Below are 23,518 nucleotides of genomic sequence, written 5' to 3'. Positions count from 1 at the left end.
GGCTAATCGAGTATACTGTAGCATCTGGTTAAGCTAATAAGAGCGCACGGAGGATGCCTAGGCACTAGGAGCCGAAGAAGGACGTGGCGAACAACGATACTGCCTCGGGGAGCCGTAAGCAGGCTTTGATCCGGGGATTTCCGAATGGGGAAACCCAGCTGTCGTAATGGACAGTTACTCCTGATTGAATACATAGATCAGGTTGAGGCATACCAGGGGAACTGAAACATCTAAGTACCCTGAGGAAGAGAAAACAAAAGTGATTCCGTCAGTAGCGGCGAGCGAAAGCGGATTAGCCCAAACCAAGGAGCTTGCTCCTTGGGGTTGTAGGACGTCTTACATGGAGTTACAAAGGTGTGTATTAGGCGAAGAGGTCTGGAAAGGCCCGCTAGAAGAGGTAAAAGCCCTGTAGCCAAAAATACACGCTCTCCGAGACGGATCCTGAGTACGGCGGGACACGTGAAACCCCGTCGGAATCCGGCAGGACCATCTGCCAAGGCTAAATACTCCCTAGTGACCGATAGTGAAGCAGTACCGTGAGGGAAAGGTGAAAAGCACCGCGGAAGCGGAGTGAAAAAGAACCTGAAACCGTGCGCTTACAAAAAGTCAGAGCCCAATTTAGGGGTGATGGCGTGCCTTTTGTAGAATGAACCGGCGAGTTACGTTCACGTGCAAGGTTAAGTCGGGAAGACGGAGCCGCAGCGAAAGCGAGTCTGAATAGGGCGAATAAGTACGTGGTCGTAGACCCGAAACCGTGTGATCTACCCCTGTCCAGGGTGAAGGTGCGGTAACACGCACTGGAGGCCCGAACCCACGCACGTTGAAAAGTGCGGGGATGAGGTGGGGGTAGCGGAGAAATTCCAATCGAACTCGGAGATAGCTGGTTCTCCCCGAAATAGCTTTAGGGCTAGCCTCGAGGTATGAACGTCGTGGAGGTAGAGCACTGATTGGGTGCGGGGCCCGCCAAGGGTTACCAAGTCTAGTCAAACTCCGAATGCCATAGACGTGCTTCTCGGGAGTCAGACAGTGAGTGCTAAGATCCATTGTCAAGAGGGAAACAGCCCAGATCATCAGCTAAGGTCCCCAAGTGTGTGTTAAGTGGGAAAGGATGTGGAGTTGCAAAGACAACCAGGATGTTGGCTTAGAAGCAGCCACCATTTAAAGAGTGCGTAATAGCTCACTGGTCGAGTGACTCTGCGCCGAAAATGTAACGGGGCTAAACACACCACCGAAGCTATGACATGTACCGAATGGTACTTGGGTAGGGGAGCGTTGAATATAGGTTGAAGGTATACCGTAAGGAGTGCTGGACTGTATTCAAGTGAGAATGCCGGTATGAGTAACGAAAAGACAAGTGAGAATCTTGTCCGCCGAAAGCCTAAGGGTTCCTGAGGAAGGCTCGTCCACTCAGGGTAAGTCGGGACCTAACGCGAGGCCGAAAGGCGTAGTGGAAGGACAACAGGTTCAAATTCCTGTACCACCGTAAACCGTTATGAGCAATGGGATGACGCAGAAGGGCAGTGACGCGGACTGATGGAATAGTCCGTCCAAGCAGTGAGGCTGATGAGTAGGCAAATCCGCTCATCGTAAGGCTGGGCTGTGATGGGGAGCGAAAATTACAGTAGCGAAGGTCATGCACTCCGGCTGCCGAGAAAAGTCTCTAGCCAGGTGAAGGTGCCCGTACCGCAAACCGACACAGGTAGGCGAGCAGAGCATGCTAAGGCGCGCGGAAGAACTCTCGTTAAGGAACTCGGCAAAATGACCCCGTAACTTCGGGAGAAGGGGTACCTCGGTAGGGTGAATAGCCCGAGGGGGTCGCAGTGAAAAGGCCCAAGCGACTGTTTAGCAAAAACACAGGTCTGTGCGAAGCCGTAAGGCGAAGTATACGGGCTGACGCCTGCCCGGTGCTGGAAGGTTAAGGGGAGCGGTTAGGGGTAACCCGAAGCTGTGAACCGAAGCCCCAGTAAACGGCGGCCGTAACTATAACGGTCCTAAGGTAGCGAAATTCCTTGTCAGGTAAATTCTGACCCGCACGAATGGCGTAACGACTTGGGCGCTGTCTCAACGAGAGATCCGGTGAAATTTTAATACCTGTGAAGATGCAGGTTACCCGCGACAAGACGGAAAGACCCCATGGAGCTTTACTGTAACTTGATATTGAACTTTGGTACGATCTGTACAGGATAGGTGGGAGCCATTGAAGCATGAGCGCCAGCTTGTGTGGAGGCGACGTTGGGATACCACCCTGATCGTATCGGAGTTCTAACCTAGGACCATGAAACTGGTTCGGGGACCGTGTCAGGTGGACAGTTTGACTGGGGCGGTCGCCTCCTAAAATGTAACGGAGGCGCCCAAAGGTTCCCTCAGAATGGTTGGAAATCATTCGGAGAGTGCAAAGGCATAAGGGAGCTTGACTGCGAGACCAACAAGTCGAGCAGGGACGAAAGTCGGGCTTAGTGATCCGGTGGTACCGAATGGAAGGGCCATCGCTCAACGGATAAAAGCTACCCTGGGGATAACAGGCTTATCTCCCCCAAGAGTCCACATCGACGGGGAGGTTTGGCACCTCGATGTCGGCTCATCGCATCCTGGGGCTGAAGTAGGTCCCAAGGGTTGGGCTGTTCGCCCATTAAAGCGGTACGCGAGCTGGGTTCAGAACGTCGTGAGACAGTTCGGTCCCTATCTGTCGCGGGCGCAGGAAATTTGAGAGGAGCTGTCCTTAGTACGAGAGGACCGGGATGGACGTACCGCTGGTGTACCAGTTGTTCCGCCAGGAGCACCGCTGGGTAGCCAAGTACGGACGGGATAAGCGCTGAAAGCATCTAAGCGCGAAGCCCCCCTCAAGATGAGATTTCCCAATTAGTAAGACCCCTTGAAGACGACGAGGTTGATAGGTTCGGGGTGGAAGCGCAGCAATGCGTGCAGCTGACGAATACTAATCGGTCGAGGGCTTATCCTAATAACACGCTAAAGTTTCAGAGCTTGTCTTTCGCATCCAGTTTTCAAGGTAGCAATACCTTGTATGTTATGCTTTATATTCCCTGATAGCTCAGTTGGTAGAGCACTCGACTGTTAATCGAGTTGTCACAGGTTCGAGTCCTGTTCGGGGAGCCATTATAGAGAGGTGTCCGAGTGGTCGAAGGAGCACGATTGGAAATCGTGTAGGCTCTAACCGGGTCTCGAGGGTTCGAATCCCTTCCTCTCTGCCATACTTACTTAAAGTATGTTGGTAGAATTTCAGTATGGCCCGTTGGTCAAGTGGTTAAGACACCTCCCTTTCACGGAGGTAACAGGGGTTCGAGTCCCCTACGGGTCACCAAAAAACTTTTAAAAAAGCACTTGCAAAACGCTTTAAAAAGTGGTATGATATAAAAGTCGCTTAAGCAACATGGAGGCTTAGCTCAGCTGGGAGAGCATCTGCCTTACAAGCAGAGGGTCGGGGGTTCGATCCCCTCAGCCTCCACCATATAGCTTTTGAGATGACGCGGGGTGGAGCAGCCCGGTAGCTCGTCGGGCTCATAACCCGAAGGCCGCAGGTTCAAATCCTGCCCCCGCAACCAAACTTTACCTTCGGAATGATCCGAGAATATGATGTGGAGCTGTGGTGTAGAGGCCTAACATGCCTGCCTGTCACGCAGGAGACCGCGAGTTCGAATCTCGTCAGCTCCGCCATTTAAAGCATCTGGCTCGGTAGCTCAGTCGGTAGAGCAGAGGACTGAAAATCCTCGTGTCGGCGGTTCGATTCCGTCCCGAGCCACCATTAAGATGATTGCTAAAGAAATGATTGTACCATGCCGTTGTAGCTCAATTGGTAGAGCAACTGACTTGTAATCAGTAGGTTGGGGGTTCAAGTCCTCTCGACGGCACCACTTATGGAGGATTAGCGAAGTGGCTAAACGCGGCAGACTGTAAATCTGTTCCTTCGGGTTCGGTGGTTCGAATCCATCATCCTCCACCAGTTTTTAGGGGCATAGTTTAAGGGTAGAACAACGGTCTCCAAAACCGTTGGTGTGGGTTCAATTCCTGCTGCCCCTGCCAATCAAAACAGGACAATATAATATGGCGGTCGTGGCGAAGTGGTTAACGCATCGGTTTGTGGATCCGACATTCGGGGGTTCAATTCCCCTCGTCCGCCCCATTATTGTTCAAAATTTCAAAAAACCAATTGTTGGGGATTAGCCAAGCGGTAAGGCAACGGACTTTGACTCCGTCATTCTCAGGTTCGATCCCTGAATCCCCAGCCATTCTTTTGCGGACGTGGCTCAGTGGTAGAGCATCGCCTTGCCAAGGCGAGGGTCGCGAGTTCGAATCTCGTCGTCCGCTCCATCTTTATGGCGCCATAGCCAAGTGGTAAGGCAGAGCTCTGCAAAAGCTCTACCCCCAGTTCGAGTCTGGGTGGCGCCTCCACAATTTTATAGTGTGTGCCCTTAGCTCAGCTGGATAGAGCGTTTGACTACGAATCAAAAGGCCAGGAGTTCGAATCTCTTAGGGCACGCCATTATTCTTTAAAACGCCGGCGTGGCGGAATGGCAGACGCGCGCGACTCAAAATCGTGAGGGAAACCGTGGAGGTTCGAGTCCTCTCGCCGGCATATATGCAAGTTATCGAAACGCTGATCACAAAATTTGTGATCAGCGTTTTTCGTTATAAATTAGAACGGAGCAGTTTGGTTTGATGACCATTTGACAGCTTATTATTTTAGTGGTAATCTCTAGACACAAAAATTCAAAAAAACTGTTAGGTAATGTTTTCAATGTAAGTGAGCAACATCTAGTCTAGTGTAGCAGGGCGCATCTTTTTTTGTATAGTTTTTTGGTTTTTTGTGTATTTTAATATCTATAGAAGCAAAGGAGCTGTTTGAAGATGAAAGATACAATAAGCAAAGCTATGTCGTTGGCAATGGGGATCGCGGTTACCGGTAAGGAGCAGGTGGAAAAAACGATTGAGGAATTGGTGCAGAAAGGTCAAGTTAGTAAAGAAGAATCCAAAACTTTAACCGATACACTTCTTCAAAAAGGGGAAGAGCTGCGTGAGCAGATTGAAGCCATGGCTCAGGAACGAGTAAGAACTATTTTAAGTGAAGGGAAAATAGCTACCCGCGAGGATATCGAGCGACTTGAAAAACGGCTGGATGCACTTGAGCAGAAAGAGCAAAGCACGGAGTGACAGGGGGCTACACGATTGCAGCACGGAAAAAGGATTAGGCAGTTGCAGCGATATCGAACAATTGTGACTGCGATAGCACGAAATGGGCTGGGATATGTATCAGATGGTATCGGAGCCAGGGATAGATTGAAGTTTATACGCAAACCGGAGCAAGAAGAGATTCAAACTAGAAGCGTTGGCGAACGCATTCGGACATTGCTGGAGGAACTAGGTCCAACCTTTGTTAAGCTGGGACAAATTGCAAGCACGAGGCCAGATTTAATTCCGGCAAATATTTTGGTTGAATTGGAGCGCTTGCAGGACCATGTGCCTGCTTTTCCGTATGAGGAAGTGTGCCAAATTATTGAGACAGAGCTTGGTGATACGATCGAAAATTTGTTTACTAACTTTTCCAGTACACCGATTGCAGCGGCCTCCATCGGCCAAGTTCATCGAGCTACGCTGCGGGATGGAACAGAGGTTGTCGTTAAGGTGCAGCGTCCTGGCATTCAAAAGCTGGTTGAAACGGATTTAAATATATTAGCGGATATGGCTAAATTGGGTGAAGGAGCTTTTGAGTTTGCCCAACACTATCGTCTCATTGAGATTGTTGAGGAATTGAGTAAAGCTTTTCGTCAGGAAATGGATTATACGATGGAAGCGCATAGTGCAGAAAAGTTTATTGCTTATAGTAAGAAGCTGCCGTATATTTTTGTACCTTCGGTGCATTGGGAATATAGTACGAAGCGTGTAATGACGACAGACTATGTAAACGGAGTGAAGCTTTCCGATAGGCAGCAGCTTAAACGAATGGGGCTAGACAACAAACAGCTTGCAGAGCGGCTGGCAACGGCGATTTTTCATCAGGTTTTAGTCGATGGCTTTTTCCATGGTGATCCGCATCCGGGTAATGTCATGGCGCTTCCTGACGGCCGACTGGCGCTAATTGATTTTGGAATGGTAGGGCGGTTATCTCCTGGTACGAAAAAGCATTTTGCTACGCTTGTAATCGCCTTGCGCAATCAAAGCTCTAAGGGCGTTATTCGAGCCATTTCGAATATGGGAGTTATGCCTGATGAGGTCGATCAGAGTAAATTATATGCTGATGTGGATGAAATGCGGGAGAAGTATTATCAGGTGCCGCTCAATCAGATAAGCCTTGGAACAGCTATTGGAGATTTATTTATGGTTGCTAACCGACATCATATTCGGATTCCTTCTGAATTAACGCTGCTCGGCAAATCCTTGCTTACGATGGAAGGGGTGGCGGTTGCGCTCGATCCTGAAATTAAAATTTTTGATATTGCTGAGCCATTTGGCAAAAAACTGTTTGTAGAGCAATTGGACCCAAGGGAAATATGGAGAGGGCTGCTGGAAGAGGCACCAGATTATTTCAAGCTCATCAGCGACATTCCGGTCACTTTGAAGCAGCTTTCTCTCGTCGTACGGAAGGGTAAACTACGAATGGAAGTGGAATCACCTCAGCTTGACACGCTCATGAAAAAAATGGATCGGATCAGCAACCAGCTGTCATTCAGTATTGTCCTGCTTGCGCTTAGTTTAGTGATGGTTGGCTTGATTGTAGGTGCTGCCTTAAACCACTCCCAAACGCTGTTCTGGGGACTACCTGTTATAGAAATCGGCTTTGGTGTTACCTTGGCTATGTTTATTTGGCTGATCTATGCGATTATCCGCTCGGGACGTTTCTAATGTTAGCCGAGAATAGGGGGGAATTTATGGGGCTAACGAAACGCAGAATGCAATTTCTGGATCAGCTGATTGAATTGTATCAACACACTTCATTACCGATTCATTATGAGACGTTAGCGAAAGCTCTAGGCGTAAGCAAATGGACAGCCTATGACATGCTGAAGGAAATAGAGAAGGTGGGTTTTGTATCACGCAGCTACGAGGTTAATGATAAAGAAACAGGCAGGTCACAGGTTGTGTTTGCACCAACAGTCAAGGCGGTGGAGCTCTTTCGCCAGGAGCGTTATAACTTGGTTAATCCTGGAGACTGGGAGGCAACTGCAAGTACGATTAAGCAATTGCTCAGCGGCAAGAACCATATGAATATCAATGAGCTGCTTAGAAAAATATTGGATGGCCTTCCTAGCAAAGCGACCCATATTGAATTTTGCGGCTACATCATTGGGCTGCTGCTAGCCTACTTGAAGAAGCTTGGAGGCAAGCCCAAGAGTACCATTCACCTGCTTGTTAATAAAACGCCGAACGACCATTCCGGGCTGCTCGTATTTGTTGGAACGGTTCTAGGTACGGTCATCCAAACCGTTCAAGAGGAGCTAGGCACAGAAATTACGGAGCTAGTATCGGAGTTCGTAAGTATGATCCAGAATCTATCTAATAAAGAACAAAGCCTGTTGTCCGAGTTCATCAAGGAGGCACTTGCTTAATGCAAGCAGCTCCATCATTGATCAAGGGCTATGGGGAGCATCTCTTCTTCCTAATAGAGCTGCTTGCCATCGTTTTGCATCGAACGTTAAATTTGAAAAAAAGACCGTTTTCCAAAGGAGGCGTCGCTAGGCAGCTCCAGTGGAAAACGGTCTTATGTTTAAAATATAAGAATTTATAAGTTTCACACGAATAAATAGGCTTATATTTCAGCACGAAACGGAAGCTTGGCCGCAATAGGACGGCTAAAGCCATTTACGCTTCGTTCGTTTAGAAATGATTCCAATACGTAACGTCGTTCACATCCAGACGGGTAGTTGGATGACCTGCCTCAGACGCTTTGCCAAGGGCAATCAGCATGACATTCGTATAGTTTTCAGGCACATTCATCAGCTCACGGAAGCTCGCTACGTTGTAACCAGCCATTGGCACGGTATCGAAGCCTCTTGCACGCGCTGCGAGCATGAGCTGCATCGACACGAGTCCGCCGTCAACGAGCACAGAGGATAGCAGTCGTTCAGCAGGAGCATTTGCATAGAAGCCTGTCATATTCGTTCTGAGCTTATCTGCTGCTTCGCGGGTCATATAGCCAGCTTCGATTGATTTTTCATAGATGCGCTCGGCATGTTTATAAAACTCCAAATCGGCCATAACGGCAATGACAGCAGACGAAGTCACGATCTGCTCTTGGTTAAAAGCAATAGGAAGCAGCTTTTGCTTCGTTTCCTGATCGGTAATGACTAGAAAACGCCAAGGCTGAAGATTGCTTCCAGACGGCGCAAGAACAGCATCAGCGATAATAGCTTGAATGTCTTCCTGCGTCATTTTGTAGGTTGGATCGTATTTGCGAACCGAACGGCGCTCGCGGATAACCGTGCTGAATGAACTTTCGGAATTAGACAAAAATGACACTCCTCTTTGCAGATCAAATGCGTTCAGCATTCGGCATACCATGCCAAAAAAGAACGATGAACTGTACTGTTTTTATGTACAGTATAATTGTCGGCAGAGCCGATTGTCAATTGTTATTCCAAGCCGTTCTCTGCACGGATTTTGTACAGGCCATGAACGAGCGGATCTGCTGGATCACGATTCATTAGATGAAGCGTGAGCAAGTAGGCAAAAGGCATCGCACATACATTGTTACCTTCCGTAATGGCAGGGAATCCGGCTTCGATAACCGGTCCAATTTGCTCATTCATGTCCAAATCTACATAAACCGGCTCAGGACTAAATTCTTCCCGAACTGACTTAGCGCAATGCGGCACGATATATTCATCGATCAGCTTCTTAGCTTCGTCTTCGGACTGTGGAGGTGTCTGAAGCGGCTTGTTGACACCGCTGTCAATCATATCAATATAGAAGGAAGCGAGCCACTGGCTGGCTCTCTCAGGATCCTTATGCTTCTCAATCAATTCATTAATGAAGAAGCCGCAAGCATACTCCTTATCGCTATCCGACTCTTTCAAGCGGTAGGCAAATAGGGGGCCGTAGTTGGGATTGTTAGTGATCTGTCCCTCAACCTGATAGGCGTCAAACTCGGCTTGAAGCATTTGGAGCGTGTGAGTATATACCGCCAAAATAATTTGTTTCGCTTCTTGTTCTTGTAGGTTCGCGCTTTGTTGTTCCTCTTCGCTTACTTCGTTTTCCGTGGTCATAGTTGACCTCCTTCCTTAAACCTATTTTACCATCTCTGTCCGTTTTGTTTCCACTTATTGTTGTGCTTATTCATCATCCGTTTGTTTCCAGCTGCGGTAAGCGCGGGGGGAAAGGCCATAAACCTTGCTAAATTGCACGGCAAAGTGGTTATAGTTTTGATACCCTACGTTAAAAGCGATTTCAGAAGCGCTCCGTTTCGTATGCTCCAGCAGCAAGGCAGCTTGGCGAATACGCATCCGATTGTGCATATCAATGATGGAATACCCCGTTGAAGCCTTGAAGAGATGGGATAATCTGGATGGAGAAAGTCCAATCGTATGAGCCAACTCCCCAATAGAAAGCGGCTGAGTCATGTGAACGGCGAGCAAGTGCATCGCTTCTTCAATGCGAGCATCTGCTTTGCTGTTAATCTGCTGAGCAAGCAGCAGCAAAATTTCGCGCAGCGAGTTTTCACATAACGATTCACCATACAGGCTGCCCGCCAGCGAGTCGGTCAAAATTCGTCGAAAAGCCCGATAAATTCGTTTACCCGCTGAGGGCTGACGAATCGAGTGCGAGATCAGATCAAAGGTCGGGAGCAGCCGAGTTTCAGCCATTACATCGGGAAAATGAACCCAGACAAATTGCCACGTTTTTCCCGCCGCCGTGCCATATTCATGCATGCAGCCTGGCCGTATAAGCGTCAGCTCACCCGGCAAGCAGCACTTGTGTGAATCGCTGGTCAGAGCAAAGCCTTCGCCTTGCAGCGTATAAAGCATCAGCCAATCGCTTCTGCCGTGTGGCCGCACCGTGTAGTAATGATCATTTTCCGTAAAATGACCAGCAAAAATAACGGATGGCTCGGCAGCGGCCTTCTCTAGGCGGTTGTCCAAATTATTTCGCTTCATGGCAGCGCCACCCTTCTCATGATGGACTTGCAGAATACAATTAGTTTACCTTATTGCCGCCGCATTGGCTATTGATCTGAAAACTAGCTGTTTAAGCTTAGCTGAATCGGAAAAAGAAGTGATTTTTATACGCTGTTATTTTTGATTGCGGAATTGATATAGCAGAATTGATGTAGTTTTCAGTATGATTGTTCATTCCTTCCCAAAGGGGGTTCGCACTATACTAGATTTATCAAGCCACACCAATAAAACCTTAAATATCAGGTGCGACAAAGTGCCGTTATATGAAAAAGGAGCGAATACGTATGACATCTGGTGCCGTAGCTTTAACCGCTGAACAAATGGAGCAGTATCGTCGCGAAGGATATGTAATCGTTAAAAATTTATTCAGCGAGCAGCATCTCGCCGAGATCGACTCGACCTTTGAAGGAATTAGCCAGCAGGTTATTCCCGGTTATTTTGAGCCTGATTTGAGCGCGGAGACGAACGATCCGCTCAAGCGTTATCCTCGGGTTATGCATCCTCATCGAATCAATGAAACGGCTAAGCGTTACATGCTGCACGAGCCTGTGCTCAATGTCTTGCGGGATTTATTTGAAGAGGAGCCGATTGCTGCGCAAAGCATGTTCTACTACAAGCCGCCGGGCTCGCGGGGACAGGCGCTGCATCAGGACAATTTTTATTTGAAGGTGGAGCCGGGCAATTGCATTGCTGCATGGACTGCCATAGACGCGGCCGATGAGGAAAATGGCGGGATGCTGGTTGTGCCAAAGACGCATGATTACGAGCTGTCCTGTCCGGAGGAGGCGGATGTGACGGAGTCGTTTACGAAGCATTTCGTCAAGCCGCCGAAAGACAACAAGCCGGTTCCTGCCCGGATGGAGCGGGGAGATACGTTGTTTTTCAACGGCAATCTCATTCACGGCTCTTACCGCAACAAAACGAAGGATCGATTCCGACGCGCCTTTATTTGCCATTATGCCAATGAATCCGCGACGCATATTAGCCATTTTTACCATCCGCTGTTTCGGGCAGACGGCAGTGTCATAGAGCTTGAGAATAATCCAGACGGGGGGCCATGCGGCATTGAATATGAAGCCGATTACCCGCATTGACCGCAAGCTCAGTGTTCATATGTCCTGGTGGGGCATGGAGCAGGTGCCAGATTTTGCTGCCGATACGACAGCGGAGAAAATAAAGCGGATCGCAATCGCAGGATTCGATGGAATTAATGGCTTTATTCCTCAGCCGGAGCATGAGGCGGAGTGGAGGGAACAGCTGGCGCAGCATCAGCTTGAGCTGAGTGTCAATGCGTATCCTGCCAGCGCGAAGGATATGGAAATCTTTTTGGAAAGAGCGGTACGCTTCGGCGGCATTCCTTTCATTAATGCACAGGTTATGACGCCATTCGTAACGGGAATGGAAGCCGAGGCTTTACTTGGAGCCATTAAGGAGCTGTCCCGCCAAGCGGGCATTCCGGTTTACGTCGAGACTCATCGGGGAACAATTACGCAGGATTTAATTCGGACTGCCCATTATGTGCGAAATTTGGAGCAGCTGGAGCTTACGATTGATTTTTCCCATTATGTGCTTGCTGGAGAAATGCGGAGTATTCAGCCTGAGGCCGAGCACCTGCTCCAGCAGCTTCTCGCGCATACGAGCAGTATTCATGCTCGCGTGTCAAACGGGGAGCAAATTCAGATTGGCATGGAGCATGAAGAGGCGAAGGCAATGCTTCCGCATTTTGACCGCTGGTGGCGCAAGGGGATGGAGTATTGGCTCCAGCGTTCGCAGCCAGGGGACAGCTTTCCATTCGTCTGCGAGCTGGGGCCGCCTCCTTATGCGATGACCCGTCACACAGTTGAGGACACAGGTGAAGGGACAATGGTTGAGTTAAGCGACCGCTGGCGTGAATCGCTTCTGTATGCCGAGCGGGCACGCAGGCTGTGGGAATGTTTAGTTTGAGTCCAAGGTGCAGCATTTTGTTGCAGCAATAGAGTGAGAAGGCGTCGGTATAAGCAGACATACTTGCTGTACTGGCGCTTTTTGTATGCTTATTCGGGGGATTTCCTGAATGGTTGGTGTTGTTTAATATTCCGCTTTCAAAAAATATGTCACTCTGAACTATGCTCGAGGACTGTAGAGGCGCTATTTCAACGATTTTGTTCATTTGAGTGCGCAAGGGGACAGTAAAGCCGTTATTGCTTGAAAAACCAAGCCAATGCGGGGATTTTGCAGCTATTAGCGTCATCTGAGTCCGCAGGCACTCTAATAAACCGTTGATTGTAACAATTAACGCCTCCTGTGTCCGACATATTAGGGTTAGGATGATAGTGCTTCCTAGTTATTTTGTCATTCATACCGAAGTCTATAGGTACGGGCGCGCAGTTGACCACTCGCAATTTCCATTATTTGAAGCTCAACTAGCTCATGCAATATACGTCTGGCATGTCGGTCACTTACTCTAAGATGACTGCTGAGCTCCATCGGGCATATTGGTCGCAAAAGGCGGCGAGCTAACCGAACGGTTTCGGCTTCAAGCCAGGATAAGGAGGAGGATACGTCGGTTGCTATAAATTTTCCGATAAAAGCTAGAACGAGCTGCTGACACTGCTTTGGCTCGTCGACGATTGAAGGATAGGCGATGGGGAGAAATGTCCATCCATCTAGTGACAATAAGCTATGGCGTCGACACAAATCCTTAAAGCGTCTTACATCAAGATCTCTGGCATGAGGGCCATAGCCTTGGATTTCTATCCCGCCCTTTGCACCGACAGAAGGCATATAGGCAAGATCCAGATAACGGTAGCCATTATTGAAATCACGCACCTCCCACTCAGGCAGCAGGTGGTTAAAATGACCTACGGCGGGAAACCATACGGACCTAAGGAATTCTTTCGTTCCATGACCGAGTCCTTTGTGAAGGAGCTCCAGTCTGCGAGGGTTCTTTTCATTATTAAGATTTTCCTGCATCCATTCATCATATTGCTGCTCAAAGCGTGACATTGTGCTTTCCTCCTTCTGCAATTAATTAGATTTGTTTACTTGTAACCCATATCGCCGTATTAAAAAACAAAAGCCGCTTCCGCATATGGACACCCTAATTACTTAATCAGGCTGTTCAATATGTGGAAGCGGCGTGTTCTTCACGACCTTTATGCTGTTATTATATCGTGAGATTATTAAATGAACAATAAATCATTTCTTTTCAAGCTCGCGCAGCTCATATTCTACATTCCAAAATGCTGCTCCAGCAGCCTTTCGTAGCTCTCCATATCTATTAGTTCTTTTGTTAAGACACCAGCCTTCCATACCGTAAGGGATGTATTGGTTAATGTCACGCTTCCATCATCTGTTAGCTGTGTAATCAGCGGATGCTTATTAAATCGGGATTCAGGATGCTCGAATACGATTTTACGAATGGCATTGCATTCTGTTAGGTCGGTTAGCTGCTTTTGGGAATCGAAGGCGTAGCCGATTTTCCAAACGGTATCCTTATGCATGAGCTTCATTTCAAAAATGTAGTCTCCGTGCTCGCTAGTTTCTTTTTTAATGCGAAATTGTCCATTGCTCGACGTTACCGTTTCGCCTGTGAAGGGAACGGGCTTTAAGGGCAAATTACCTCCAAAGCCCGAATCCAGCACATAGGTTTGCTCTTCGTGAGTGAGCAAAATCGTTAAATGCGTTCTTCCCAGCGTGGCATACGCTTGCGTATCATGATTGTAGACAACCCCGCGCGTTAAAACAGCGTTAAACCCATTTTCAATTAAAAAAAGGTAAAGTAGCGCGTTTATTTCATAGCAAAGTCCGCCTTCTTGATCCCTCAATATTTTTTGAATGACATATTGTTCAGTAATAACGGCGGCGGTTTTGCTTATAATATTTAAATTTTCAAAAGGCACGGCTTTTGCCGTTCTCTCAAGTACATCGGCTAAGCGATCGAAAGGGATAGCTTCGTTTTCCGATAGACCTACTCTTTTGCGAAATAAAGCGTTAAGTTCATTCATGGTCCATGCCTCCAAAAGATTTCTCAAGCGCTGGCGCAGCTTGGAAGTAGGATTTTAAATTCCAATGCTAGTAGCTCAACGCACGATCTTTTTTGCCATTCAATGCAACAAAACCAGCAAAAAGCAGCAGGACGACACCTGTGAACATAAAGCCTTGCAGGGTGCCAAAGGGCAGCCAGCCCAGCAAGGAAGATCCGACCACGACTCCTAAGGAAAAGCAGGCGTAAAAGTAGCCGTATGCTTTGCCGCGCAGCTGCGCTGGCGTAGCTCTAATAAGCATTGTGTTTATTGATGGGAATAGGAAGGCGAAGCCAACTCCGTAAAGGCCGAGCACGCTATACAGCGTTAGTGTTGTCGTCGCTTGACTAATGAGCAGCTGGCTTATTCCCATTAGGCCAATGCCTAGTGCCATCGTAATGGACGGGGCAACGCGATCAAAAATGCGGTTGGTCGGAAGCACAAAAATAAGTACCGCAATGATGCCGAATGTGCTCATTAATGTGCCGCTTAATCTTGAATCATAGCCTAACGACTGCACATGCAAAGGGAGCAAGTAAGCGATGACGCCTTGGGAGAACATGAGGAAAAAGGCGCCGCTATACGCTTTGATCACTCCAGCATTCCACACCGAGCCGGATAATGGAGCCGCAGCCTCGCCCTTCTCTTTCTTCGAAATTTTGTATTTGCTAAGAAAGATGGCCGACAAAATCGCAAGAGCAAAGCCCAGCCCAGCTACGCATGTAAACACGAAGGGTACGGACGTTTTGCTAGCCATGATGCCGCTGAAAGCAGGGCCGATAATAGCGGCTAGCCCAACAAAGGTACCGGTAAAGGCGACCTTCTTGCCCTGCTGATTATTAATCGTCGTATTGGCCGAGAAGGTAAAGGCAGCAGGGACGATTAATCCAGCGACAAAGCCGTGAATGATTCGAACGATGATCAGGAATAACGGTTCTTCCACAAAATGATAAAGCAGCAGCGCGCAGCTGGATAACACGAGCCCGGCCATTAACAGCTTGAAGGGCCCAATCCGATCCGTCATAATGCCCGATAAAATGTTGCCAAGCGTATTGGATAACGAATACAGCCCAATGACGAAGCCTACAATAAACGAGCTGGCTCCGACGGAGGCAGCAAATGTGCTCATAACCGGAAGCTGGGAAAATAAATCGAAGAAGGAAAAAAACACAATGCTGTAAACGAGCACAGCGTAGTTAAACGGCCGCAAGCTATAGCTCGCCTGCACCTTTTTCAGCTTCCAGTCGAGCACAAAGTTGCCGAAGGGCACAAAAGCGGCGATGACGGCTGCGGCAGACCATAGCAGGCTCCACTTCACCCGAATGGCGGCATAAAGGATAGCTGCTGCATATAAACAGAAAATCCCCCCGTGAATGCTTCCCACTATCGTGACGGCTTTATCGAACCCCCAAATATATTTCAAGGGCATGGCGATGCCTAGCAATACTAATAAAGAAATACCGTCTAACAAACCTGTCATACGTAAAAAATAGATTGGATGTGACCGCACTTGTCATACTCCTCATTTATTTATTGAACGGAATACTCTATTCTACCACTATACAAGGGCAGTAAAATAGGATGGACACTAAAGATTCAAATTTGGAACAGAGGAGGCAAGCTGGAACGGAAGCTTATCAATCCTTCTCGTATAATTATTTATTATAACTCAGCAGTTTGAATGCTCATTTTAGCAGCCATTCAGTAGTTAGGAAATAGAATGAAAATATAATGCCCTTCCATATATTATGGTAGAATGATTTAGAAAAATACAATATAGCTTAATATAATGATGCATGAAGCGTCAGAATCTATCATTCCTTAAGGGATAAGCTAAACCGAGATGATCAAGGGGGATTTTTGTGAAAAGATGGTTTGCTGTAATGATGGTTGTCCTATTATTTATTCCTCCGATGCTGATGCCGCCAAAGGCAAGTGCAGCCGGTATGATGTTCACATCCGTTGCTTCGCAACTAAACACGACGATGGCACTTGATGCAAGTGGTCAGATTTGGGCATGGGGCAGCAACATTTCGGGTCAATTCGGGGATGGGACGAGCGTCTCCTCGCTTATTCCCAAGAAGATTACGGTTATGGATAATGGAGCGCCTGTAACGTTCAAGGAAGTGAAGCCGAGCTTTAACTCTGCACTTGCTTTGGACACTAATGGTCATTTGTGGTCGACAGGAGATAATGGAGCGGGTCAATTGGGACTTGGCGCTGGGACCACGAGTACGATGGTTTGGACCAAGATTGAAGTGATGGACGGCGGAACGGCGGTCACCTTTAAGAAAATCGCCTCCCTGCGCTCCAGCTCCCTTGCATTGGACAGCGATGGAAAGCTGTGGATATGGGGCTTCAGAACGTGGACGCCTGATCCTTATATTCCTACTAAAAGAGAACTGACAGACGGTAACGGAGACCCTGTCGTTTTTGAAACGCTGGAGGGAAATGAGGAGGATGGAATCGCAATCGACTCGACTCAGCATATCTGGGAGATTTTCCGTGGCCAGTACATCCCATCGCGATTATCGGTGATGGATGGTGCGGTGGAAGCCGAATTTCAATTCATTGCGGTTGGAGCAGGCTATGGTACGGGAACGTTTCTGGTTCTAGCTATTGATAGCATCGGCAGCCTATGGAGCTGGGGAGGAAACGATCAAGGACAGCTTGGGGATGGACAAGGCTCCGGCACTAGATGGTTCCCAGAGAAAAATTCGGTGCTGGAAAACGGGAATCCGGTGAAGTTCTCACAGGTTTCAGGAGGCAACAAGCATGCCCTGGCGCTCGATGAGCACGGTGATATGTGGACCTGGGGAATGAATGCCTCAGGGCAGCTTGGAGACGGCACAACCTTAAATGCCGATCCTCAAAAAGTAGCTGTGTCTCATAATGGGACGTCTATTCAATTTGTTTCTCTAGCCGCTGGCTTTGATGTATCCTATGGTCTTGATCAGGACGGCCGCTTATGGTCATGGGGAATACAAAATATGCTTGGTGATGGGCAAAATGGCTACGGAGCGCAAGCAACGCCCGAAAAAATATGGCTGCAGCCTGAGGTAACGCTGCAAACGTCAGTAGCATCGTCTACCTACCTCCAGCCAGTTACTTTGACCGCCTCTATTACTGGCGATTTCGACATGCCGACAGGAGATGTTGAGTTCAGAGACGGAGCCTTGCTGCTTGGCACCTCTTCCCTTGCTGCAAACGGAAGTGCAACGTTAGAGGTATCGCCGCTTCAGCTAGGCACTCGTGCTTTAACTGCGAGATATTTAGGAGATGACATTTATTTTGCAAGGACAACGAATAATGTAGCTTTTCAGGTTGCGATGCCGGACGCACCAGCTCTTTCGATAATGCCGTCAACGACAGCGCCGACGAATGATCCGGTTACGTTGAACGTGACAGCCTCCACCTACGGCATAGGCAATTCGCTATACAGCTTGAAATGGCTGCCAGGCGATCATCATGCTGCCGCATTTGCGGGTGCTGGAACCGACATATTAACTATCGGCAGCTTTGATGTAGCTAGCAATGGCAGCTATACGATTTACGCCAAGGATATGGCGGGCAATGAGACGGTGAGAAAAACGGAGGTTGCGAACATTGTTCCACTGCCGAGTGATAGTCTCATCAGCCCGGTGGCTGCGAGCTTCGATAAATATACGGGAGCAATAGACAACGTGGATGTGCAAATAGGGCTGACGCTTAACGGCAATACGCTAAGCAGCGTTGCTAACGGCGCAGCAGCACTCACGCCAGGAACGGATTATACCGTAATAGGCGGCACTGTAACGATTCTAAAGTCATACTTGATGACGCAGCCGGTTGGGACAACGAGCTTGACGTTTACGTTTAGCGGGGGAGCAGCTCAGACGCTGACGGTAACGCTAAGTGATTCTACGCCGAGCCCGAGCCCGACACCGACACCGACACCAAGCCCAACAGCAACACCAATTTCGTCACCTAATCCAGCTTCGGCTTCATCAGATGAACGGCCGAGCTATCAAATTGTAAAGGATTCGTCAGGCAGAGTTGTGATCATCGTTAATTCTGCTGTATTGATGACGGAGAAAAAATCGGATGGGACGAATGTGCAAAAGCTGAGCGTCCCGGAAAGTATTTTGAATCAGGCTGCTGGTCAGCTAAAGGACACAGCGAATCCGGTTATTATCATCAGAATCGACAATAAGGAAAGCGCCGTTCAAGTTCAGCTCCCGGCTTCAGCGATTGCTGCTATCGGGAAGTCTTACCCGAATGCAGCGATCGAGGTTGAATTAAAAGGCTCAAGTATGCAGCTTAAGGCTAGCGTACTTGATTTGGAAAATCTCGCGAAGCGAATAGGCGTTTCCATTTCCGATTTGAAAATCACTTCGACGATGGAGCAGGTCAGTGATACTGTGCGAAATGAGCTAATACGGGTCGGGAATGATAGAGGGTTCAGTCTATTAGGCGAAGTTATTGATTTCAAAGTAAAGGCCGAAGCGAATGGGCAGACGGTGGACATTAGCGATTTTGGCGGGTCGTATATGGTTCAAGCCATTGTGTTTGATCAGACGGTCGCGGGAGATACGGTGTTTGCCGTTCATTATAATCCTGCGACAAGACAGGCTGCCTATATTCCAACCCAGCTGGGTGCAAGAAATGATGGCAGCAAGCAGGCTGTCATGAAAACAACACATCATAGCATCTATGCAGTAATTAAGAAGGGCAAGCCTAACTTTGCTGATATGCAAGGGCACTGGGCGAAAGCAGAGGTTGAGCAGCTTGCTTCGAGGCTCATTGTAAATGGTATTTCCGCTGATCTTTTTGCACCAAATGATAGCATTACGCGGGCTGAATTTGCTTCCTTGCTCGTACGCTCCATGGGGATAGCTTTAGAGCATGACTCCGCGTATCGAAGGTTTGCGGATATCGCTCCGACTGCATGGTATGCTTCTGCTGTAGAGGCAGCAGTGAGAGCGGGGCTCGTTCAGGGGCTAACATTGGAGCGCTTTGGTCCCAATGAGCAAATCAGCCGCGAACAGATGGCGGTTATGATTGCCCGAGCATTGGCGATTGCCTCCAAAGAAGGAACTGAGCCAGTAGCTGGCGGGGCGCAGTCTGCATTTAGCGATCAGCAATTCATTTCCCCATGGGCAGAAGCCGCGGTTGCCGAGACAGCTAAAGCAGGAATTATTACTGGAATGGCTGACCAAATATTCGCGCCTAAAGACTTTGCAACTAGAGCACAGGCGGCAGTGATGCTGAATCGGTTTATGCAAGCAGCAGGATTTATTAGTTAGTAGATTGCTATAACGCTTAAGCAAAAGGACGAGGTAAAAGACATCTGTAGCTTACAGGTGTTTTTTGCTTTTTTTAGCTTTTTCATCGCTTTGTGGGGAGCGAAAAAACGAACGGAAGCACCCAGAAGGGCAGGAAATAAGCCGAATTATGTCGAATTTTTAAAATATAAGCATGTATAAGTTTCCCACCTTACTCCGCTTATATTTCACGGCAAAACGTTAGCATTACCGCCAAATGACGGCTTTCGGCCGTTTAAACTTGTATAGAAGGTTTTGTGAAATAAGTATTCTAGTTTTATAGAGGGGTCACTAAGCATATGGGAGAAACCACATTATTGGAGTTCAAAAGGCATTTGTCGAATTTGATGCGCGCACGATTTCCGTTTATATACATACCGACATGGGAAGAGGAGCGGGCGCTTTCCGTCATAGATTCCGCAGTGAAAAATGAAGCTTTAATTAAAACGGTTCGTAAAGTATTTATATGGAGCATGACCGATGGTTTAGCTGAGGAAGGACAGCGTGGCCGAGAGGAATCCAAATCCCCGCTCCGGTGCTTGGAAATGATTGAAGCCTCTGAGGAGCCTGCTGTATTCGTGCTAAAAGATTTTCATATCTTTCTCGGCGGCGGGGGAAGGCCGGCAGATCATCAGATTATACGTAAAATTCGTGATCTCATTCCGGCATTGAAGCGAAGCGTGAAGCCGAAAAATGTTATCCTCCTGAGCCCAACCCTCACCCTGCCCTCGGATTTGCAAAAGGAAATAACGATTGTCGATTTTGAATTGCCGACCTTTGTGGAAATAAAAACGATGCTGCTCGAAATGGTCGAGGCTAATCAGATGAGCGGACGTATCGTCATTGATTTAACGCCAGAGGACGTAGAAAGGCTGGCGAAGGCGGCTCTTGGTTTAACGCTGCATGAGGCGGAAAATGCTTTTGCTCTAGCCATGGTTGAGGACGGCAAGCTCGATAAGCATGATGTGGAAATCATTTTGGAAGAGAAGCGTCAAATTATTAAAAAGTCCGAGATTTTGGAGTTCATTAAATCGGATTTGAAAATCGAGGATGTCGGCGGGCTGGAAAATTTAAAGCGCTGGCTGCTCAAGCGCAATAAATCATGGCTGGATTCGGCCGCACAATATGGGCTGCCTGCACCGAAGGGGGTGCTCATCACAGGCGTTCCCGGCTGTGGAAAAAGCTTGATTGCCAAAGCCATTAGCGCCATGTGGAAGCTGCCGCTGCTGCGTCTGGATGTAGGTCAAATATTCAGCGGAATTGTTGGCAGCAGTGAGGAAAACATGCGCAAAGCGATCAAGACGGTCGAGGCCATTTCTCCTTCCATTCTATGGATTGATGAAATTGAAAAAGGCTTTAGCGGCATGACGGGAAGCGGTGACAGCGGGACATCGAATCGTGTATTCGGCACCTTTCTAACCTGGATGCAGGAGAAAACAAAGCCGGTGTTCGTCATCGCCACGGCAAATAATATTCACGCCTTGCCCGCAGAAATGCTGCGAAAGGGCCGCTTTGATGAAATTTTTTTCGTGGATATACCGACTTATAAAGAGCGGAAAGACATTTTTAGGCTGCATATTGTGAAAAGACTGAAATCTCCTAAGTCGGTAGGCGACTTTCAGCTAACGGATGAGCATCTTGACCTTTTAGCTGGCATGACCGAAGGGTATGTCGGGGCGGAAGTAGAGCAAATCGTCATTAGTGCGATGTTTGAGGCTTTTTCAGAGGATCGAAGCATTCAGCTTGAAGATTTCAGGAAAGCGATTCAAACGATGGTGCCGCTGTCGGTCACACAAGCCGAACAAATTCAAGGCATACGCGAATGGGCGAATGTCCGTGCCGTTGCTGCAACTCCGCAGGAGGATCGGGAGGAATACAGGCTGGAGCCAGGCAAGCGGGAGGTGCCTGAACCGAAGGAAGAGGATATAAAGCTGAAGCGCGGCGGCAGAGCAATAGATTTCTAAGTACGAGTCTAAGTAGGAGGTTGGCTGAATGTCATCCAAACAAATTCGCGTTCGCATTTACCCCGATGGAAAAATCGAGGCCGACGTATTGGGATTCAAGGGGAAGGGATGTACCGACTATATTAGCATTCTTGAACAACTGCTGGATGCAGAAACGATAGATTCCGAATATACAGCCGAATATTATGAGTCCGAGCATGAGGTCAATGAGCAAAATCAAATCCATTCGACAGAGCAAAATAAAACGAAATAGGGGGTATGTAGATGTCAGTTTCTATTGCGCTTATCCCTGTTGCATTAACGTTGCGGATCGTCATGGGGAAGAAAAACTTTGAAAATTTTGCAAATTCAATGAAGGTGAAGGAGCCAACCCATTTTCAAAATGAATTGGAGATTGTGAGGATTGTACGGAAAGCAGGCTATGATGCAGAGAAGTGGCTTGGTGTCATTAAAACCCATATCGCGGGGGACAAGCAATTTATGACCTGGGAGCATGAGGATGGAAAATGGACGGCCATCTTTTCAAAATATGATTCAACAGAATTGATTGGATCGTTTATGCACAGCATTAACGATGCCGCTGGACGTCATATGTTTGATTCCACTGCTGTTGGTATTTCCGCGAGGTTCGTCAAGCAATTGGCTTCAACAGCACCGTTGCCCTCCTATCCAACGAATTTCCGTGACGGAGAGCTATTGTTTCGTACCCTTAAAGAGTTTGGAGTCAATCCGCTTCGTCAAGGCGACGCTATTATTTGCAAGGTGGAGCAATCCGTACTAACCTTTCGTCAGTCCGCTGACCATCCATTTTATGTAGAGATTCAAAATGCCCCAGACCTAAAAAAGATATATGAATATTTATCAGATGTGGATGAGGATTACAAGCGCTGCGTGCAGGATATGGTCTATCAAAAGCTCATGCAGCGTGCAGCAGAGAAAAAAATGTCTGTCGAAAGTGAACAGGTGCTGGAGGACAACTCGATTGTGATTACGCTGAATGTTGAGAGGTGATGTAACCCCTGTTTATAAGCAAAGAGTTCTGTATCCCATGTTATGAATCTTTGACAATCAAGCGTTTTTTTCGTGCATTCTAGGGGGTGGCTAGCTTGAGAGAGATGGACATTAATCATCTGATCGATATTTGTGCAGGGTATTCGGGAAGCAGTTATTATGTAGCAGATATGATTCCTTGGAAAAAATTGAAAAATGCTCGCACTCAGATTCCAATCCCGGCTAATGAGTATGTGATCGCACTAATAGATACGACTTTATTTGGGAGCTGTAAACGAGGTATGGCAATCGGTCTTAATGGCGTTTACTGGAGAAATGATTGGACCGTCAAATCTCATAGATCAAGCTTAGGCTGGACGGAGTTTCTCCATGCCAATATAAAAAAGATTAGTAAGTATGAAATGGAATTTGGCAGGGGAGATGTTTTTAGTGTTTTGGGAGAGCCAATCAAACTTAATGATCTAATTCAACTGCTGCAGCGTTTGCAATCCTACATTGGAAGAGAAGTTGATTCTTCTTTATTAACAGGAAGTGAAGTTAGTTCCTCCCTGCTCTCTGATCCAGGTGAGGTGTGGATGGTAGCTGCCGCTGGTCAGCAGTACGGACCATATAGCGCTCTGGAACTGAAAAATATAATCGAAGAAAAGCAGTTGCAACTGTCAGAAACGTTTGTATGGAAGCAAGGAATGGCACAATGGGTACCCCTATTGAAGCACAAGGAGCTAATGGCCTTATTTTTACCCGTTTTGCTTGCTTCGCTGCCTGTAACCATAACTCAAGCTCCGATTCTGGATATAGACAAAGAAGTAGAACAGGCGCTTGATACAAGTTCATCATTGTTAAATAATATAGAGCTTTCAAAACGTATTAATATCAACGTAGCATCATTGGAGCAATTGCTTGATCTTCCCGCCATTGGTATTGTAGCCGCCAAGCGTATTATGCAGGAGCGAGAACGGAATGGCGGCTTTGAGAATGTAGAGCAATTAGGCCAGTTGCTGGATTTAAAACCGCATCATGTTGAACGTCTACGTCCAATGACAATATTTCGCCCTTTGCAGCAACGTACAAGCACAGGTGGGGGACGAATCGTGGATTATTAAAGGAAGGAG

General features: G+C 47.8%; 16 protein-coding genes, 16 tRNA genes and 1 rRNA gene. 27 read left to right on the top strand and 6 right to left on the bottom strand.

Annotated features, from left to right (window positions below; all coding sequences use genetic code 11):
- The first annotated feature begins 26 nt into the window (after positions 1 to 26).
- From V5J77_RS21105 to V5J77_RS21010, 20 genes are all read left to right on the top strand, one after another.
- Positions 27 to 2,959: ribosomal RNA gene (locus tag V5J77_RS21105) — 23S ribosomal RNA — on the top strand.
- A gap of 79 nt (positions 2,960 to 3,038) precedes the next feature.
- Positions 3,039 to 3,114: transfer RNA gene (locus V5J77_RS21100), tRNA-Asn, on the top strand.
- 4 nt (positions 3,115 to 3,118) lie between these two features.
- Positions 3,119 to 3,209, top strand: a tRNA-Ser gene (locus V5J77_RS21095).
- A gap of 35 nt (positions 3,210 to 3,244) precedes the next feature.
- Positions 3,245 to 3,319: transfer RNA gene (locus V5J77_RS21090), tRNA-Glu, on the top strand.
- A gap of 71 nt (positions 3,320 to 3,390) precedes the next feature.
- Positions 3,391 to 3,466, top strand: a tRNA-Val gene (locus V5J77_RS21085).
- 17 nt (positions 3,467 to 3,483) lie between these two features.
- Positions 3,484 to 3,560, top strand: a tRNA-Met gene (locus V5J77_RS21080).
- Between the two features lie 35 nt (positions 3,561 to 3,595).
- Positions 3,596 to 3,672, top strand: a tRNA-Asp gene (locus V5J77_RS21075).
- 12 nt (positions 3,673 to 3,684) lie between these two features.
- A tRNA-Phe gene (locus tag V5J77_RS21070) sits at positions 3,685 to 3,760 on the top strand.
- Between the two features lie 33 nt (positions 3,761 to 3,793).
- Positions 3,794 to 3,869 (top strand) — tRNA-Thr (locus V5J77_RS21065).
- A gap of 5 nt (positions 3,870 to 3,874) precedes the next feature.
- A tRNA-Tyr gene (locus V5J77_RS21060) sits at positions 3,875 to 3,958 on the top strand.
- A gap of 6 nt (positions 3,959 to 3,964) precedes the next feature.
- A tRNA-Trp gene (locus V5J77_RS21055) sits at positions 3,965 to 4,038 on the top strand.
- A 24-nt stretch (positions 4,039 to 4,062) separates the two neighbouring features.
- Positions 4,063 to 4,138 (top strand) — tRNA-His (locus tag V5J77_RS21050).
- A gap of 31 nt (positions 4,139 to 4,169) precedes the next feature.
- Positions 4,170 to 4,244 (top strand) — tRNA-Gln (locus tag V5J77_RS21045).
- Positions 4,245 to 4,251: 7 nt separating this feature from the next.
- A tRNA-Gly gene (locus V5J77_RS21040) sits at positions 4,252 to 4,326 on the top strand.
- Positions 4,327 to 4,333: 7 nt separating this feature from the next.
- Positions 4,334 to 4,407, top strand: a tRNA-Cys gene (locus V5J77_RS21035).
- A gap of 14 nt (positions 4,408 to 4,421) precedes the next feature.
- Positions 4,422 to 4,498 (top strand) — tRNA-Arg (locus V5J77_RS21030).
- 14 nt (positions 4,499 to 4,512) lie between these two features.
- A tRNA-Leu gene (locus V5J77_RS21025) sits at positions 4,513 to 4,591 on the top strand.
- 272 nt (positions 4,592 to 4,863) lie between these two features.
- Positions 4,864 to 5,166, top strand: a complete 303-nt coding sequence (locus tag V5J77_RS21020; protein WP_338552789.1) for a hypothetical protein — start codon at positions 4,864 to 4,866, stop codon at positions 5,164 to 5,166.
- A gap of 15 nt (positions 5,167 to 5,181) precedes the next feature.
- Positions 5,182 to 6,855, top strand: coding sequence for an AarF/ABC1/UbiB kinase family protein (locus tag V5J77_RS21015; protein ID WP_338552788.1), 1,674 nt, complete (start codon positions 5,182 to 5,184; stop codon positions 6,853 to 6,855).
- 26 nt (positions 6,856 to 6,881) lie between these two features.
- Positions 6,882 to 7,559: a MarR family transcriptional regulator gene (locus V5J77_RS21010; RefSeq protein ID WP_338552787.1), complete on the top strand. Its 678-nt coding sequence runs from the start codon at positions 6,882 to 6,884 to the stop codon at positions 7,557 to 7,559.
- Between the two features lie 268 nt (positions 7,560 to 7,827).
- On the opposite strand, the gene V5J77_RS21005 is transcribed toward V5J77_RS21010, so the two are convergent.
- The 3 genes from V5J77_RS21005 to V5J77_RS20995 form a co-directional block, all read right to left on the bottom strand.
- Positions 7,828 to 8,460, bottom strand: a complete 633-nt coding sequence (locus V5J77_RS21005; protein ID WP_338552786.1) for a nitroreductase family protein — start codon at positions 8,458 to 8,460, stop codon at positions 7,828 to 7,830.
- A gap of 122 nt (positions 8,461 to 8,582) precedes the next feature.
- The gene (locus V5J77_RS21000) at positions 8,583 to 9,215 is read right to left on the bottom strand and encodes a hypothetical protein (RefSeq protein WP_338552785.1); all 633 of its coding nucleotides are present in this window, start codon (positions 9,213 to 9,215) and stop codon (positions 8,583 to 8,585) included.
- 66 nt (positions 9,216 to 9,281) lie between these two features.
- Entirely contained in the window at positions 9,282 to 10,103 is an 822-nt protein-coding gene (locus V5J77_RS20995; protein WP_338552784.1) for a helix-turn-helix domain-containing protein, read from the bottom strand.
- A gap of 305 nt (positions 10,104 to 10,408) precedes the next feature.
- On the opposite strand from V5J77_RS20995, the gene V5J77_RS20990 reads away from it, so the two are divergent.
- Both V5J77_RS20990 and V5J77_RS20985 read left to right on the top strand, forming a co-directional pair.
- Positions 10,409 to 11,218, top strand: a complete 810-nt coding sequence (locus V5J77_RS20990) for a phytanoyl-CoA dioxygenase family protein (RefSeq protein WP_338552783.1) — start codon at positions 10,409 to 10,411, stop codon at positions 11,216 to 11,218.
- Positions 11,196 to 12,068, top strand: a complete 873-nt coding sequence (locus tag V5J77_RS20985) for a sugar phosphate isomerase/epimerase (protein ID WP_338556967.1) — start codon at positions 11,196 to 11,198, stop codon at positions 12,066 to 12,068. Before V5J77_RS20990 ends, V5J77_RS20985 begins: the two co-directional genes overlap by 23 nt.
- A gap of 387 nt (positions 12,069 to 12,455) precedes the next feature.
- Here V5J77_RS20985 and V5J77_RS20980 read toward each other — a convergent pair whose 3' ends face one another.
- From V5J77_RS20980 to V5J77_RS20970, 3 genes are all read right to left on the bottom strand, one after another.
- The gene (locus V5J77_RS20980; RefSeq protein ID WP_338552782.1) at positions 12,456 to 13,109 is read right to left on the bottom strand and encodes a transcriptional regulator; all 654 of its coding nucleotides are present in this window, start codon (positions 13,107 to 13,109) and stop codon (positions 12,456 to 12,458) included.
- Positions 13,110 to 13,333: 224 nt separating this feature from the next.
- A complete protein-coding gene (locus tag V5J77_RS20975) occupies positions 13,334 to 14,110 on the bottom strand; it encodes an arylamine N-acetyltransferase (protein ID WP_338552781.1) in 777 nt (258 codons plus the stop codon).
- A 67-nt stretch (positions 14,111 to 14,177) separates the two neighbouring features.
- On the bottom strand, positions 14,178 to 15,638 hold the full coding sequence (locus V5J77_RS20970; protein WP_338552780.1) for an MFS transporter: 1,461 nt from the start codon (positions 15,636 to 15,638) through the stop codon (positions 14,178 to 14,180).
- Positions 15,639 to 15,990: 352 nt separating this feature from the next.
- On the opposite strand from V5J77_RS20970, the gene V5J77_RS20965 reads away from it, so the two are divergent.
- The 5 genes from V5J77_RS20965 (at position 15,991) to V5J77_RS20945 (ending at position 23,509) form a co-directional block, all read left to right on the top strand.
- Positions 15,991 to 19,413 carry an S-layer homology domain-containing protein gene (locus V5J77_RS20965; protein WP_338552779.1) on the top strand — a complete coding sequence of 1,141 codons (3,423 nt, stop codon included), beginning with the start codon at positions 15,991 to 15,993 and terminating at the stop codon, positions 19,411 to 19,413.
- Between the two features lie 317 nt (positions 19,414 to 19,730).
- Complete coding sequence (locus tag V5J77_RS20960; protein WP_338552778.1) at positions 19,731 to 21,395, top strand: AAA family ATPase; 1,665 nt, start codon at positions 19,731 to 19,733, stop codon at positions 21,393 to 21,395.
- A 28-nt stretch (positions 21,396 to 21,423) separates the two neighbouring features.
- Entirely contained in the window at positions 21,424 to 21,648 is a 225-nt protein-coding gene (locus V5J77_RS20955; RefSeq protein ID WP_338552777.1) for a DUF2997 domain-containing protein, read from the top strand.
- A gap of 11 nt (positions 21,649 to 21,659) precedes the next feature.
- Positions 21,660 to 22,406, top strand: coding sequence for a hypothetical protein (locus tag V5J77_RS20950; protein ID WP_338552776.1), 747 nt, complete (start codon positions 21,660 to 21,662; stop codon positions 22,404 to 22,406).
- A 104-nt stretch (positions 22,407 to 22,510) separates the two neighbouring features.
- Positions 22,511 to 23,509 (top strand): helix-hairpin-helix domain-containing protein, encoded by a 999-nt coding sequence (locus V5J77_RS20945; RefSeq protein ID WP_338556965.1) that lies wholly within the window; start codon positions 22,511 to 22,513, stop codon positions 23,507 to 23,509.
- The last annotated feature ends 9 nt before the right edge of the window (positions 23,510 to 23,518 follow it).

The organism is Paenibacillus sp. KS-LC4, from assembly GCF_036894955.1.
In the GTDB taxonomy this organism is placed as follows: Bacteria; Bacillota; Bacilli; order Paenibacillales; family Paenibacillaceae; genus Pristimantibacillus.
This window is presented reverse-complemented; position numbering and strand designations above follow the sequence as displayed.

Excerpts from the sequence above, each read along its gene's own strand:
- V5J77_RS20990 (WP_338552783.1), top strand. The coding sequence starts at position 10,409 with ATGACATCTGGTGCCGTAGCTTTAACCGCTGAACAAATGGAGCAGTAT.
- V5J77_RS21020 (WP_338552789.1), top strand. The coding sequence starts at position 4,864 with ATGAAAGATACAATAAGCAAAGCTATGTCGTTGGCAATGGGGATCGCG.
- V5J77_RS21000 (WP_338552785.1), bottom strand. The coding sequence starts at position 9,215 with ATGACCACGGAAAACGAAGTAAGCGAAGAGGAACAACAAAGCGCGAAC.
- V5J77_RS20995 (WP_338552784.1), bottom strand. The coding sequence starts at position 10,103 with ATGAAGCGAAATAATTTGGACAACCGCCTAGAGAAGGCCGCTGCCGAG.
- V5J77_RS20980 (WP_338552782.1), bottom strand. The coding sequence starts at position 13,109 with ATGTCACGCTTTGAGCAGCAATATGATGAATGGATGCAGGAAAATCTT.
- V5J77_RS20945 (WP_338556965.1), top strand. The coding sequence starts at position 22,511 with ATGGACATTAATCATCTGATCGATATTTGTGCAGGGTATTCGGGAAGC.
- V5J77_RS20985 (WP_338556967.1), top strand. The coding sequence starts at position 11,196 with ATGAAGCCGATTACCCGCATTGACCGCAAGCTCAGTGTTCATATGTCC.
- V5J77_RS20950 (WP_338552776.1), top strand. The coding sequence starts at position 21,660 with ATGTCAGTTTCTATTGCGCTTATCCCTGTTGCATTAACGTTGCGGATC.
- V5J77_RS21010 (WP_338552787.1), top strand. The coding sequence starts at position 6,882 with ATGGGGCTAACGAAACGCAGAATGCAATTTCTGGATCAGCTGATTGAA.
- V5J77_RS20960 (WP_338552778.1), top strand. The coding sequence starts at position 19,731 with ATGGGAGAAACCACATTATTGGAGTTCAAAAGGCATTTGTCGAATTTG.
- V5J77_RS20975 (WP_338552781.1), bottom strand. The coding sequence starts at position 14,110 with ATGAATGAACTTAACGCTTTATTTCGCAAAAGAGTAGGTCTATCGGAA.
- V5J77_RS20955 (WP_338552777.1), top strand. The coding sequence starts at position 21,424 with ATGTCATCCAAACAAATTCGCGTTCGCATTTACCCCGATGGAAAAATC.